This window comes from Streptomyces sp. NPDC101219 (assembly GCF_044767675.1).
GTDB lineage: Bacteria > Actinomycetota > Actinomycetes > Streptomycetales > Streptomycetaceae > Streptomyces.
Genome location: NZ_JBIWOK010000017.1, coordinates 13,023 through 26,467, shown reverse-complemented (window position 1 = coordinate 26,467; position 13,445 = coordinate 13,023). Strand labels below are relative to the sequence as shown.

Below are 13,445 nucleotides of genomic sequence, written 5' to 3'. Positions count from 1 at the left end.
ACGCCACCGCCTCTACCGGGCCTGGCACGACAGCTCCGTGTCCGCCGATGAGGACGGGCCATGGGCCCACGCCGTCGCCGGACTCACAGACGCCGGACTCCTCACCGTCACCACCGACGGTGACGCCGTCCTGGCCGACGACGTCCAGTACAGCCTCCGGGCCATCGACACCGACGACGTCAATCTCTACTGACACCCGTCATGTCGCCGACCACTGACATCCGTCTGTCGTCCGACACTCACGCCGTTCCCTGCTCGAAGGACCCGCTCGGGACCAAAGGGGAACCTCTGGCCGCACCAGGTCACGGCCATCCGAGACATTCTCGCGGGGCTTCAGGGGGTGGTGAGGCTGGGCGGCATGGAGCCGGGCGAGGAATCGATGTTCTTCATCGACGTTCCCGTCGGTTCGCCCCTGCCTGCCCAATCGAACCGGACCCCCCTTGAGAACCACGCAGCCCTGCGGGCACTGCAGTGACCCACATCAGCGTGCGCCGGTTCGTATGCCGTCGATGAAGGCGGCCCAGGCGGCCGGGGCGACGAACAGGACCGGTCCGGTGGGGTTCTTGCTGTCGCGGACGGGGACGGTGCCGGGGATGTCGTTGGCGAGTTCCAGGCAGTCGCCGCCCTGCCCGTTGCTGTACGTGCTCTTGCGCCATCTGGCGTTGTTCAGGTCGAACCGCGTGAGCCACATGTATGGAACTCCTCCAACGCTGAACGGACAAAGGACAGGGACTTGCCAGGAGGCAGGGCCTGGGCCTGGAGCAGATCGTAGGCCAAGGCGTAGGCCGCCACCGCGTCCGGTACTTCCACCAGTTCCCCGGAGTGGGAGCTCTCGATATAGGCCACGTCGGGCCCTCGCTCGAAGCCCAGGAGGGTCAAGGAGCCGCCCATGACGGGGTGTTCACCCTGGTCGAAGGGCAGAACCTGCACCACCACGTCCGGTGTTTCCGCCAAGGCCAGCACATGGGCAAGTTGCTCGCGCATCACCGCACGACATCCCACCGGCCGCCGGATCACGGCCTCGTCCAGGATGCACCACAGCAAGGGCGGTGCGCTGCGCCGCAGAATGGCCTGCCGCTCGAGCCGGGCCGCCACGAGTGCCTCGACTTCGGCCTCGGTGTCACGCGGTCGACTGATGCGCAGCAGCGCGCGGGCGTAGGACTCCGTCTGCAGAAGGCCGGGCACGGCGTGCGCCATGTACTTGAGCATCTTGTTCGCCCTGGCCTCGTACGCCACGAACTTCCGTGCCCAGTCCGGGATCGGCGTCCGCTTGATGTGGGTCCACAGGTCGACCAGGTCGCCGTCGGCCTCCAGGATCTCGTCCAGCCTGGTGTTGACGTCCTCGGGCGGTGTCTCCTTGCCCAGTTCGAACTGGGCGATACGGCTGTGGGCGACGGGGATCAGGTCGCCGAGCCCGCGCTGGGTGAACCCGGCGCGGACGCGGAGCTTGCGCAACTTCACGCCGTAGAGCGCCGGCAGGGACGCGGAGGGGTCGAGCTCCTTCGGTGCGGGCATCGTCTGTCCCCCGTTTTCGATCCGGCGCAACGAAAACCGTCACCCCTGGTGAGCGTAGCGTCACGTACCGATGATCGTGGGGAGAGTCGGGATCATCACGGAGGAAGGGCATCGCAACCATGGCACCACAGGAACGTACGAGGCGCGCGGCCGCGATCCGGGACGCCGACGAGGCCAGGAACGAACTCTCCCTGGCACTGGACGACGCCGGTGTGCTCCTGCCCTCGTTGGGGCTCGACACCGTCTCGCTGGCCAGTGGCTATTTGCCACCGCTGGTGGATCTCGGACGCTGCAATCCGGGCACGGCACGCAAGCTGGCGGAAGCGCTGCGGGAAGGGCGTCGCACCGCCGAGCTGAGCGCCAGGGTGCGCGAGGTGAACCGGCGGAGCGAGCAGCGGACTTGAGGGTGTCCGTCATGTGTGGCGAGGGCCCGCCGCTTCCCCGGAGGGAGCGGCGGGCCCTGGGGCGGACGAGTCGTCAGGCTCGTGTCCACCACACCGTCGTGTCCGCGGGCACCTTGGCCTCGGACGCCGTCTCGGCGACCTCGGCGTTGCTGATGAGCACCCGGCCGTAGGAGGGCACGGTCACCGACTCCCCGGTCGTGTTCGCGACACACACGACGTCACCGCGCCGGAAGGCCAGGACCCCCTCGGGAGCCCGCAGCCACTCCACCGAGTCGCCCGCGCCCAGGTCGGCCTGCTGCCGGCGCACGGCCAGCGCGGACCGGTACATCTCCAGGGTCGAGCCGGGCACCCCGGTCTGCGCCTCCACGCTGAGCTCGCCCCAGCTCGCCGGCTGGGGCAGCCAGCTGCCGCCGTCGCCGAAGCCGTACGACGAGCCCTCGCGGGTCCACGGGATCGGCACCCGGCAGCCGTCGCGGAAGCCGTCCTGGCCGGCGCCGCGGAAGTACGCCGGGTCCTGGCGCACCTCGTCCGGCAGGTCGACGACGTCCGGCAGACCGAGCTCCTCGCCCTGGTAGATGTACGCCGAACCGGGCAGCGCCAGCATCAGCAGGGTCGCCGCGCGGGCCCGGCGCAGGCCCAGCTCCCGGTCGCCGGGCAGGCGGATCTGGGTGCCGAGGCCGGGCGGGTTGCCGAAGCGGGTGGCGTGCCGGGTGACGTCGTGGTTGGAGAGCACCCAGGTGGCGGGGGCGCCGACCGGGCGCATGGAGTCCAGCGTGCGGTCGATGACCTCGCGCAGTTCCGCGGCGTCCCAGTGGGTGGTGAGGTACTGGAAGTTGAACGCCTGGTGCAGCTCGTCGGGGCGCACGTAGTTCGCGGTGCGCTCCACGGTCGGGGTCCACGCCTCGGCGACGAAGATGCGGTCACCCGCGTACTCGTCGAGCACCACGCGCCACTCGCGGTAGATGTCGTGCACGCCGTCCTGGTCGAAGAACGGCATGACATCGTTGCCCAGCAGCTTCAGCTGCTCGTGGGATCCCAGGTCCGGCAGGCCTTCCGCCTTCACCATGCCGTGGGCGACGTCGATACGGAAGCCGTCCACGCCCATGTCGAGCCAGAACCGCAGGATGGAGCGGAACTCGTCGCCGACCGCCGGGTGCTCCCAGTTGAAGTCGGGCTGCTCCGGTGCGAACAGGTGCAGGTACCACTCGCCGGGCGTGCCGTCGGGTTCGGTGATGCGCGTCCAGGCCGGGCCGCCGAAGATCGACTCCCAGTCGTTGGGCGGCAGCTCCCCGTTCTCGCCCTTGCCCGGGCGGAAGTAGTACCGCTCCCGCAGCGGCGAGCCGGGGCCCTCGGCGATCGCACGCTTGAACCATTCGTGCTGGTCGGAGGAGTGGTTGGGCACGAGGTCGACGATGATCCTGAGGCCCAGGGCGTGGGCGTCGCGGATCAGGGCGTCGGCGTCGAGCAGGTTGCCGAACATGGGGTCGACGGCACGGTAGTCGGCGACGTCGTAGCCCGCGTCGGCCTGCGGGGAGGCGTAGAACGGGCTCAGCCACACCGCGTCCACACCGAGGTCGTGCAGGTACGGCAGTCGGGAGCGGATGCCTTCCAGGTCTCCCATGCCGTCGCCGTTGCTGTCGGCGAAGCTGCGCGGGTACACCTGGTAGATCACCGCGTCCCGCCACCAGTCACGGCGCCCGTCGACGGTGGCGACGGCCGAGTCGGTCGAGGGGTCCGGGGTGGAGTGCTGCTGGCTCATGTCGTCCTTGTACTCAAGAGGCTTGTGGGGAAGGCGGTGGGGACGTGACGGCCGCGGTGCCTGCGGGGTCGGAATCGACACCGCGGCCGCCACCCCGCGCGTCGGGCGCGCGGGAGTCGTCCTCGAAGGAGGTCAGCCCTTCGTTCCGCCGGCCGTGAGGCCGGTCACCAGGTTCTTCTGCACGAGGTAGAAGAACGCGGAGACGGGTATCGCGATCAGGACCGCGGTGGCGGCCATCAGGTTGCGCTGGGCGTCGTGCTCGCTGATGAAGCTCTGCAGACCGACGGCGAGCGTGTACTTCTCGTCGTCCAGCATGAACGTCGTGGCGAACGCGACCTCTCCGAACGCCGTGATGAAGCTGTAGAAGGCGGCGACCGCCAGACCCGGCTTGGCGAGCGGCAGGATCAGCCGCACGAACGTGCCGAAGGGGTTCAGCCCGTCGACGCGTCCGGCCTCGTCGATCTCGAACGGGATGGTGTCGAAGTAGCCCTTCATGAGCCAGGCGCAGTACGGCACCGCCGTCGAGCAGTAGACGAGGATGAGTCCAAGGTAGCTGTCGATGAGCTGGAACTCCGACAGAATCTGGTACATCGGGACCATCAGGACCGCTACCGGGAACATCTGGGTCACAAGGAGTACCCACATGAACTTCTTGTATCCCGGGAAACGCATCCGGGACACCGCGTAGCCGGTGGTGGCGGCCACCAGGACACCGAGGACGGTGGTGCCCAGGGAGACGATCAGTGAGCTCTTCAGCCAGTGGAAGAAGTTCGTCTCCTGGAGCACGAAGACGTAGTTGTCGAGCGTCATCTTGCCCCAGATGCCGCCGGGGCGCAGGTAGTCGTCCTTGTCCGGGCCGAGGGACAGGTAGACCAGCCAGACGACCGGGAACAGCGCGATGAGGCTCGCCACGATCAGGATGCCGTGCGAGGTGAGCCTGCCGAGCGGGCCTGTCTCCCCCCGCCGGCGCGTCTTCCCGGTGCGGGCCGGCGCTGCGGCGGGCCGGTCCGCCGGGGCGGCCTTGGTGACGGTGGTGGTGGTCATGGGGGCTCCTGCCTCAGATCGCGAGCTGCTGGTCATTGCGGTTCAGCCAGCGGCGGTAGAAGGAGGTGAAGACGACGAGGACGGCCAGCAGCAGCATGCCGTAGGCGGCGGACTCGGCGAACTCGCGCGGCTGCTGCCCGAAGCCCAGCTGGTAGGCCCAGGTCACGAGGATCTGGGCGTCCGGGGCGGTGTTGCCGAACAGCAGGAAGATGATCGCGAACTGGTTGAAGGTCCAGATGATGCCGAGCAGCACCACGGTGGAGCTGACCGAGCGCAGGCCGGGCAGGGTGACGTGGCGGAAGCGCTGCCAGGCGTTCGCGCCGTCCATCTCGGCCGCCTCGTACAGGCTGGCGTCGATGGACTGCAGGCCGCCGAGCAGGGAGACCATCATGAACGGCACACCGCACCAGGTGTTGACCATGATGGCGGCGAACCGCTGCCAGAAGGTGTCCTCCAGCCACAGCGGGGTCGGCAGGCCGAGGAAGTCGAGGCCGGAGTTGATGATGCCGGCGTCGGCGAGCATGAAGCGCCAGCCGAAGACGGTGACGAAGGTCGGCACGGCCCAGGGCAGGATGAGGATCAGCCGGTAGAGGGTGCGGCCCCGCAGCTTCTGGTTCAACAGCAGGGCGAGGCCCAGGCCGATGCCGTAGTGCAGCGCCACACAGGCCGCGGTCCAGAAGATCGTCCAGCCGAACTTGGACCAGAAGCGGTCGTAGGCGGTCTCGCCCCACAGGATCTCGGCGTAGTTGTCGAGGCCGATGAACTTGTAGGTGGCCTCGATCTTGTTCACGCCGATGGTGCGGGCCGAGTTGAGGCTGTCCGCGTCGGTGAGGGTGAGGTAGAGGCCGTACGCCAGGGGATACAGCACGATGACGCCGAGCACGACGACCACCGGCAGGATCATGGCGTAGGCGTACCAGTGCTTCTGGTAGGCGTGCTTCAGCCTGCGGACCGGTCCGGGGCGGGGCGCGCGGTCACCGCGGCGCTTGCCGGTCGCGCGGTCGATGGCGACTGTCATGGTTCGGCACCTTCTGGGTGGTCAAGGGGTAGGCACACAGGCCGGTGGCCGCCGGACCCGTCGTGCGGGGAGGGGGTCCGGCGGCCACGCGGGCATTACTTGCTGAAGTCCGGCACCAGCTTCGCGATCGCGATCTCCGCGTCGCTCAGCCCCTTGTCCAGGGACTTCTTGCCGCCGGCGATCTGCGGCAGCTCGTCGTCCAGCGGGCCCCAGAGGGAGCTGTACTCGGGCAGGGCCGGGCGCGGCTGGGCGGCCTCGAGGACCGTCTGGTAGCCGGCGATGCCCGGGTCGGCCTTGACCTCGTCGGTGTAGGCGTCGTCCCGCGTGGGCAGCGTGGAGTTCTTCAGCGCGATGGTCTCCTGCGCCTTGGCCGAGGTCATGAAGTTGACGAGCTTCAGCGCGGCCTTCTGCTTGGCCTCGGTGGACCCGGCGTAGACGGACAGGTTGTGGCCGCCGGTCGGGGCGCCCGCCTTGCCGGTGGAACCGGCCGGGACGGTGGCGATGCCGAGGTTGTTCTTGTCCTTGAACGCGGTGCCCTTGTAGAAGTTGGTGATCTCCCACGGGCCCTGGATGATCGAGGCGACCTTGCCGTTGACGAACGCGTCCTGGATGTGGGCGTAGGCGTCGGCGGTGGTGTCGGCCTTGTGCAGGCCCTTGCCCTTGAACAGGCTCAGCCAGGTGCCGTAGGCCTTCACGGCCTCGGGCGACTTGACGGTGATCTTCTTGGCGTCGGCGTCGACCGTGTCGGTGCCCTCGCCGTAGAGGAACGACTGGGCGTAGTAGGACTGGGTGGAGCCCCAGTAGCCGTCGACGCCGGTCTTGTCCTTGATGGTGGCGGCGGCCTTCTTCAGGTCCTCCCAGGTCTTGGGAGCCTCGACGCCGGCCTTCTCGAAGAGTTCCTTGTTGTAGACGAGGGCCAGGGTGTCCGTGGTGAAGGGGACGCCGTAGGTCTTGCCCTCGTACTTGGCCTGCTCGATCAGGTTCGGCTTGAACTTGTCCTGGTCGGCGAGGGCCTCGGTGCCGTCCAGCGGCAGGAAGTAGCCCTTCTTGGCGAAGGCGGGGGTCCAGCCGACCTCGGAGCGCAGCACGTCGGGGGCGCCCTTGGAACCGGCGGCGGTGTCGAACTTGTTCTGCGCCTGGTCGAAGGGGACGTTGACGAAGTTGACCTTGATGTCCTTGTTGGCGGCCTCGAACTCCTTGACCAGGGCCTTGTACGTCGGCGCCTCGTTGGTCGCGTTGGAGGTGTCCCACCAGGTGATGGTGACCGGGCCGTCGGCCTTGTCGCCGCTGTCGCTGTCTCCGCCGCAGGCCGTCGCCGCGAGGGCGAGGGACGCCACCAGCGCGGTGGCCGCTATGCCACGCCGCATGAGTTCTCCTTGAGGGTGAAAGCCGTGCACAGGGTGCGGCCCCGTCTGCCGCCCTGCCGGCTTGCCGGCTTGCCACCGCGGCTCCGCGTCCATCGGATCTGGCCGGGAATCGCGGTTCCGCCGGGCGACTGGAAAGTAACAGCGATGCAAGCGTTGCAAAAGCCCTTGCTGAAAAATTTTGCAAGAAGCGCCGAAGGTTACGCCGCCGTGACCTCTCCTAGACCCCCGCGCAATCGCCGTTCCCGCCCGTACGACAGGGGATCGGACAGTTGTGCAAGACTCTGCAAGCACTTGCCATCCGTTGCCGCCGCGGGAATCATCCGTTGCGAGGACGCCGACCACGAGGTGAGGGACCGCGATGACCCAGCAGCCCGCAGCGGGCCGTTCCACGGCACGCGCCAGGCGTCCGATCGGTGGGCAGGGGGACGTACGGCCGATACAGTCCGGTGCTGTGACCACACGTCTTGCCGACATCGCTGCCCAGGCGGGGGTGAGCGAGGCGACCGTCAGCCGCGTACTCAACGGCAAGCCTGGGGTCGCCGCCACCACGCGCCAGTCCGTGCTCGCCGCCCTCGACGTGCTCGGCTACGAGCGGCCGGTGCGGCTGCGGCAGCGCAGCGAGGGCCTGGTCGGCCTGATCACCCCGGAGCTGGAGAACCCCATATTCCCGGCCCTGGCGCAGGTCATCGGCCAGGCTCTGACCCGGCAGGGCTACACGCCCGTGCTCGCCACCCAGACCCCCGGCGGGTCGACGGAGGACGAGCTCACCGAGATGCTCGTGGACCGCGGCGTGGCCGGCATCATCTACGTCTCCGGCCTGCACGCGGACACCACCGCCGACACCCAGCGCTACGACCGACTGCGCGCCCAGGGCGTGCCGTTCGTGCTGGTGGACGGTTTCTCGCCGAAGGTGCAGGCGCCGTTCATCTCCCCCGACGACCGCGCCGCGATGGCGCTCGCCGTCACCCACCTCGTCTCCCTCGGCCACACGCGGATCGGCCTGGCGCTCGGCCCGGAGCGGTTCGTGCCGGTGCAGCGCAAGATCGAGGGGTTCGTGCACATCATGCAGGACCAACTCGGCCTCGCCGCCGAGACCGTGCGGACGGAACTGATCCAGCACTCGCTGTACACGCTGGAGGGCGGGCAGGCCGCCGCCGCGGCGCTCATGGACCGTGACTGCACGGCCGTGGTGTGTGCCAGCGACATGATGGCGCTGGGCGCCATACGGGCGGCCCGGCAGCGCGGTCTGGACGTGCCGAAGGACATCTCGGTGGTCGGCTTCGACGACTCCCCGCTGATCGCCTTCACCGACCCGCCGCTGACCACCGTCCGCAAGCCGGTCCCGGCCATGGGCCAGGCCGCGGTGCGCACGCTGCTGGAGGAGGTCGGCGGAACCCCGGCCCCGCACAGCGAGTTCGTGTTCATGCCGGAACTGGTGGTGCGCGGCTCGACCGCGTCGGCCCCCGGGGACCGCAACCGGCCGAACGAGAGGCCCTGACGGGCCCGCCCCACCGTGCGCCGCTGCCCGCGCGGGCGCCGGTACCCGGGCATAGCCTGGGGATGTACCTCGGCATGCGTCGACCGGAAGAGGGTGGCTGCGATGCGCGTGATGCTCAAAGCGACGCTGGACACGGAGAAGGCGAACGAGGTCTTCCGCAGCGGGAGGATGCCCGAGCTGGTGAAGGAGACCATGGAGCGGCTGCAGCCCGAGGCCGCGTACTTCGGGCCGCTCGGTGGCCGGCGGACCTGTCTGTTCGTGCTCGACCTGGAGGACAGCTCGCAGATCCCGGCCGCCGGTGACCCGTTCTTCACCGAGTTCGGCGCCGAGGTCGAGATGACCCCGGTGATGAACGCGGAGGACCTGCAGAAGGGGCTCTCCCAGCTGTAGCCCCTGGCTGGTGACGATCATCAACTCCTGGGGCGTACGGCGAGACTGTGCAGCGCCGTCGACCGGACGGGCCGTCAGGAGAAGTTGACGCTCCTGGGCCGCGGCAGAACATGCGGGCCGTGCCGTACCGGGGGATGATCTGTGGGCGAGGCCTTTTCTGGCAGACTCTGTGCCTATGGGTGACACGACCGTGACTGTGCCGAACGGCCGGACATCGGCCGCTCCCCGTCCCGCCGGTGACCGGACGGGGCGGGCGCTCCTGCACCGCGTTCGTGCTCCCCGCCGGCCCCGGCTCTGGTTCGAGATCCTGCTCATCGCGGTGAGTTACTGGACGTACTCCCTCGTGCGCAACGCCGTCCCCGAGCAGAAGGCGCAGGCCCTGCGGAACGCCGACTGGATCTGGGAGGTCCAGCAGCAACTGGGCATCGCCGTCGAGGAATCCGTCAACCACGCCGTGAACTCGGTGACATGGCTGGTCGTCGGCATGAACTACTACTACGCCACCCTGCACTTCGTGGTGACGCTGGGTGTCCTGGTGTGGCTCTACCGCAGTCACCCGGGCCGGTACGCGGCCACCAGACTGGTGCTGTTCGCGACCACGGGCGTGGCCCTCGTCGGTTACTACCTGTTCCCGCTCGCCCCGCCCCGTCTGATGAACGGCGGCAGCTTCATCGACACCGTGATGGTGCACCAGACCTGGGGCTCGATGGCCTCCGGGAACCTGAAGAACATGTCCAACCAGTACGCCGCCATGCCGTCGATGCACATCGGCTGGTCGGTGTGGTGCGGCCTGACCGTCTTCGCCCTGGCGTCCGTGCCGTGGGTGCGGGTCCTGGGGCTGCTGTACCCGGCGCTCACCCTGGTGGTCATCGTCGCCACGGCCAACCACTTCTGGCTGGACGCGGTCGGCGGCGTGCTCTGCCTGTCCTTCGGCTACGCGGTGGCCCGCCTCTGGTACGGCAGCGGCCCGTACGCGCTGCCCCGGCGGGTGCCGGTACGGAGGAAGGGCGGGCGGAGGGCCGCCGGCGGTGAGGACGCGGTGACGGTCGGGGGCGAGGGCGCCGCGGGTGGCGGTGCCGCTTCCGGTTCTCTCGGCGAGACGGACGGGAAGGCGGACGTGGGCGGCGGTGCCCGGACCGGGGCCGCGGACGGAGGCGCCGGGGCCGGGGCGGATGCTCTGTCCGGCACGGGGCGGCCCGCGCCGTAGCGCGGGGGTGCCGCGTGCCGCGCCTGTCCGGGCGGCACCTCCGTGCGGCGTCCGGGCCGGCCCCTCGGTGACGGTGACCGCCGTCCGGGCGGAACCCCTCAGTCACCGTCGTAGAACAGCTGCTCCATGACGCTCCGTGCCCTGCGGGCCGTGCGCCGGTACGCGTCGAGCATGTCGCCCGCGTGTCCGGGTCCGTGGCCGAGGTAGCGGCCGACCGCCGCCAGTTCCCGGGGGACGGTCGGGAAGGTGTCCCCGGCCCGCCCCCGGACCAGCATGACCGCGTTGCGCACCCGGGTGGCCAGCACCCACGCCTCGTCCAGGGTGGCGGCGTCGTCGGCGGAGATCAGCCCGGCCTCCCGGGCCGCCGCCAGCGCCTGCCGGGTCCGTGTGGTGCGCAGGCCGGGTTCGCGCGCCGCGTGCCGCAACTGCATCAGCTGCACGGTCCACTCCACGTCGGAGAGCCCGCCCGGGCCCAGCTTGGCGTGCAGCTTGGGGTCGGCGCCGCGCGGCAGCCGTTCGGACTCCATCCGGGCCTTCAGCCGGCGGATCTCACGGACCGCGTCCTCGTCCAGCCCGCCGGACGGGTAGCGCAGCGGGTCGATCAGCTCGATGAAGCGGCGGCCGAGGTCCTCGTCCCCGGCGACCGGCTCGGCGCGCAGCAGCGCGTGCCGCTCCCACACCAGTGACCAGCGGCGGTAGTAGGCCTCGTACGAGGTGAGGGTGCGCACCAGCGGCCCGGACTTACCCTCCGGGCGGAGATCCGCGTCGATCAGCAGGGGCGGGTCGGAGCTGGGCAGCTGGAGCAGGCGGCGCATCTCCGCGACGACCTTGGCGGCGGCCTTGGCGGCCTCGTGCTCGTCCACGCCCTCGCGCGGCTCGTGCACGAACAGCACGTCCGCGTCGGACCCGTAGCCCAGCTCGTGGCCGCCGAAGCGGCCCATGCCGATGATCGCGAACCGGGTGGGCAGCGCGTCCCCCCAGCCCTCCCGGACGACGGCGCGGAGGGTGCCCGCCAGGGTGGCGGCCGTCAGGTCGGACACGGCGGCGCCGACCAGGTCGACGAGGGCCCCCTGGTCGGCCTCGGCGGGCTGGGACTCGGTGCCGTAGGAGCCGACGATGTCGGCGGCGGCCGTGCGGAACAGCTCCCTGCGGCGGACGCCGCGGGCGGCCGTGACGCCCTGGGCGGCGTTGTCGGCGCGGCGGACCGCGGCGAAGATCTCCTGCTCCAGATGGGCTCGGGAACGCGGCCGGAGCCCCGCCCCGTCGCCGAGCAGCGCCACCGCCTCGGGGGCGCGCATCAGCAGGTCGGGGGCGAGCCGCCCGGCGGACAGCACCCGGGCCAGGTTCTCGGCCGCCGCGCCCTCGTCGCGCAGCAGCCGCAGATACCAGGGCGTCTTGCCGAGCGCGTCGGAGACGTTGCGGAAGTTGAGCAGTCCGGCGTCCGGGTCGGCCGAGTCGGCGAACCAGCCGAGGAGGACGGGCAGCAGGGTGCGCTGGATGGCCGCCTTGCGGGTGACACCGCTGGCGAGCGCCTCCAGGTGCCGCAGGGCGGCGGCCGGGTCGGCGTAGCCGAGGGCGACCAGGCGTTCGCGGGCCGCCTCCGCGCTGAGCCGGGCCTCGCCGGGAGCGAGCTGGGCGACCGCGTCGAGCAGGGGCCGGTAGAACAGCTTCTCGTGCAGCCGCCGCACCACGGAGGCGTGCCGCTTCCACTCCCGGGTCAGGCTCGCGACCGGGTCGGTGCGCAGGCCGAGGGAGCGGCCCAAGCGGCGCAGGTCGGTCTCGTCGTCGGGGACCAGGTGGGTGCGGCGCAGCCGGTGCAGCTGGATGCGGTGTTCCATGGAGCGCAGGAAGCGGTACGCGTCGTCGAGCTGGGAGGCGTCCGCGCGGCCCACGTACCCCCCGGCGGCGAGTGCCTTGAGCGCGTCGAGGGTGGTGCCGCTGCGCAGGGAGGCGTCGGTGCGGCCGTGCACCAGCTGGAGCAGCTGCACGGCGAACTCGACGTCCCGCAGGCCGCCGGGCCCCAGTTTGAGCTGGCGGTCGACCTCGGCGACGGGGATGTTCTCCACCACCCGGCGGCGCATCTTCTGCACGTCGGCGACGAAGTTCTCCCGCTCGGCCGCCTGCCACACCAGGGGCTGCAGAGCGGTCACGTACTCCTCGCCCAGGCCGAGGTCGCCGGCCACCGGGCGGGCCTTGAGCAGCGCCTGGAACTCCCAGGTCTTGGCCCAGCGCTGGTAGTAGGCGAGGTGGGAGGCGAGGGTGCGCACCAGCGGGCCGTTGCGGCCCTCGGGCCGCAGGTTGGCGTCGACGGGCCAGATGGTGCCCTCGACGGTGCTCTCCGAGCAGATCCGCATCATGTGCGAGGCGAGCCGGGTCGCGGCCCGCAGCGCCTTGTCCTCGTCGGCGCCCTCGACGGCCTCGCCGACGAAGACGACGTCGACGTCCGAGACGTAGTTCAGCTCGTGTCCCCCGCACTTGCCGAGCGCGATCACCGCGAGCCGGCACAGGGCGGCGTCCTCGGGTGCGGCGTCCCGGGCCAGCCGGAGGGCGGCGCGCAGGGTGGCGGTGGCGAGGTCGGCGAGCTCGGCGGCGGTCTCGGCGACGTCGATGGTCCCGCAGACGTCGCGCGCGGCGATGGAGAGCAGGCAGCGCCGGTAGGCGACCCGCAGGGACACCGTGTCGGTGACGTCGGCGAGACCGCTCTCGAACTCCTCGACTCCCGGGTGCAGGTCCCGGGGCTCGTAGGTGACCAGGGCCTGCCAGTCGCTGGGGTGCCGGGCCAGGTGGTCGGCGAGGGCGCCGGAGGCACCGAGCACCCCGAGCAGCCGGTCCCGCAGCGGCTTCGCCGCGATCACCGTGTCGAGGAGTTCCCGGCGGGCGGTGGGGTCCGGCTGCGCCTCCAGCAGGCGCACCAGGCCGAGCAGCGCGAGGTCGGGGTCGGCGGTGGCGCCGAGCGCGTCGAGCAGGACCGGGTCGTCGCGCAGGGCGGTCAGTTCGGGGCCGTCCAGCAGGCGCTCGGCGGCGGAGGGATCCGTGAAGCCGTGCCGCAGCAGCCGCGTGAAGATACTGCTCCTGCGCCCCGGCGCCGACGTCATCCCCGGCCTCCCTCGTGCCTCGGAAACGTGTCGTACGGCCACGAGCCTATCCGCAGGAGGGGCCCGTGGCCCGGGGCGGCGTCCCGCTCCCGCGGACCGCCGACGGCGGACTGCGGACCGCGGACGCGGTACGGCGTTTCGGTGGCGG

12 protein-coding genes are annotated in these 13,445 nt (G+C 70.7%); 5 read left to right on the top strand and 7 right to left on the bottom strand.

The window, feature by feature from the left end; translation table 11 throughout:
- The first annotated feature begins 37 nt into the window (after nucleotides 1-37).
- Nucleotides 38-193 carry a hypothetical protein gene (locus ACIRPP_RS27320; protein ID WP_403648016.1) on the top strand — a complete coding sequence of 52 codons (156 nt, stop codon included), beginning with the start codon at nucleotides 38-40 and terminating at the stop codon, nucleotides 191-193.
- Nucleotides 194-481: 288 nt separating this feature from the next.
- Here ACIRPP_RS27320 and ACIRPP_RS27315 read toward each other — a convergent pair whose 3' ends face one another.
- Together ACIRPP_RS27315 and ACIRPP_RS27310 are read right to left on the bottom strand one after the other, a co-directional pair.
- Nucleotides 482-691, bottom strand: coding sequence for a DUF397 domain-containing protein (locus ACIRPP_RS27315; protein WP_205077327.1), 210 nt, complete (start codon nucleotides 689-691; stop codon nucleotides 482-484).
- Nucleotides 667-1,515, bottom strand: coding sequence for a Scr1 family TA system antitoxin-like transcriptional regulator (locus tag ACIRPP_RS27310; RefSeq protein ID WP_403648012.1), 849 nt, complete (start codon nucleotides 1,513-1,515; stop codon nucleotides 667-669). Before ACIRPP_RS27310 ends, ACIRPP_RS27315 begins: the two co-directional genes overlap by 25 nt.
- 119 nt (nucleotides 1,516-1,634) lie before the next feature.
- Between ACIRPP_RS27310 and ACIRPP_RS27305 the strand changes: the two genes are divergently transcribed.
- Nucleotides 1,635-1,919: a hypothetical protein gene (locus ACIRPP_RS27305; RefSeq protein WP_239473765.1), complete on the top strand. Its 285-nt coding sequence runs from the start codon at nucleotides 1,635-1,637 to the stop codon at nucleotides 1,917-1,919.
- 73 nt (nucleotides 1,920-1,992) lie between these two features.
- Here ACIRPP_RS27305 and ACIRPP_RS27300 read toward each other — a convergent pair whose 3' ends face one another.
- The 4 genes from ACIRPP_RS27300 to ACIRPP_RS27285 form a co-directional block, all read right to left on the bottom strand.
- Nucleotides 1,993-3,678, bottom strand: a complete 1,686-nt coding sequence (locus ACIRPP_RS27300; RefSeq protein ID WP_403648009.1) for an alpha-amylase family glycosyl hydrolase — start codon at nucleotides 3,676-3,678, stop codon at nucleotides 1,993-1,995.
- 132 nt (nucleotides 3,679-3,810) lie between these two features.
- The gene (locus ACIRPP_RS27295; RefSeq protein ID WP_403648007.1) at nucleotides 3,811-4,722 is read right to left on the bottom strand and encodes a sugar ABC transporter permease; all 912 of its coding nucleotides are present in this window, start codon (nucleotides 4,720-4,722) and stop codon (nucleotides 3,811-3,813) included.
- A 13-nt stretch (nucleotides 4,723-4,735) separates the two neighbouring features.
- Nucleotides 4,736-5,740, bottom strand: a complete 1,005-nt coding sequence (locus ACIRPP_RS27290) for a carbohydrate ABC transporter permease (protein ID WP_403648004.1) — start codon at nucleotides 5,738-5,740, stop codon at nucleotides 4,736-4,738.
- A 95-nt stretch (nucleotides 5,741-5,835) separates the two neighbouring features.
- The gene (locus ACIRPP_RS27285; protein ID WP_403648001.1) at nucleotides 5,836-7,107 is read right to left on the bottom strand and encodes an extracellular solute-binding protein; all 1,272 of its coding nucleotides are present in this window, start codon (nucleotides 7,105-7,107) and stop codon (nucleotides 5,836-5,838) included.
- A gap of 451 nt (nucleotides 7,108-7,558) precedes the next feature.
- Here ACIRPP_RS27285 and ACIRPP_RS27280 point away from each other — a divergent pair, with 451 nt between their 5' ends.
- The 3 genes from ACIRPP_RS27280 (at nucleotide 7,559) to ACIRPP_RS27270 (ending at nucleotide 10,202) form a co-directional block, all read left to right on the top strand.
- Nucleotides 7,559-8,605, top strand: a complete 1,047-nt coding sequence (locus ACIRPP_RS27280) for a LacI family DNA-binding transcriptional regulator (protein WP_403647998.1) — start codon at nucleotides 7,559-7,561, stop codon at nucleotides 8,603-8,605.
- Between the two features lie 102 nt (nucleotides 8,606-8,707).
- Nucleotides 8,708-8,995: a hypothetical protein gene (locus ACIRPP_RS27275; protein ID WP_403647995.1), complete on the top strand. Its 288-nt coding sequence runs from the start codon at nucleotides 8,708-8,710 to the stop codon at nucleotides 8,993-8,995.
- A gap of 175 nt (nucleotides 8,996-9,170) precedes the next feature.
- Nucleotides 9,171-10,202: a phosphatase PAP2 family protein gene (locus ACIRPP_RS27270; RefSeq protein WP_403647992.1), complete on the top strand. Its 1,032-nt coding sequence runs from the start codon at nucleotides 9,171-9,173 to the stop codon at nucleotides 10,200-10,202.
- Nucleotides 10,203-10,300: 98 nt separating this feature from the next.
- On the opposite strand, the gene ACIRPP_RS27265 is transcribed toward ACIRPP_RS27270, so the two are convergent.
- On the bottom strand, nucleotides 10,301-13,297 hold the full coding sequence (locus tag ACIRPP_RS27265; RefSeq protein ID WP_403647989.1) for a bifunctional [glutamine synthetase] adenylyltransferase/[glutamine synthetase]-adenylyl-L-tyrosine phosphorylase: 2,997 nt from the start codon (nucleotides 13,295-13,297) through the stop codon (nucleotides 10,301-10,303).
- Nucleotides 13,298-13,445 lie beyond the last annotated feature (148 nt).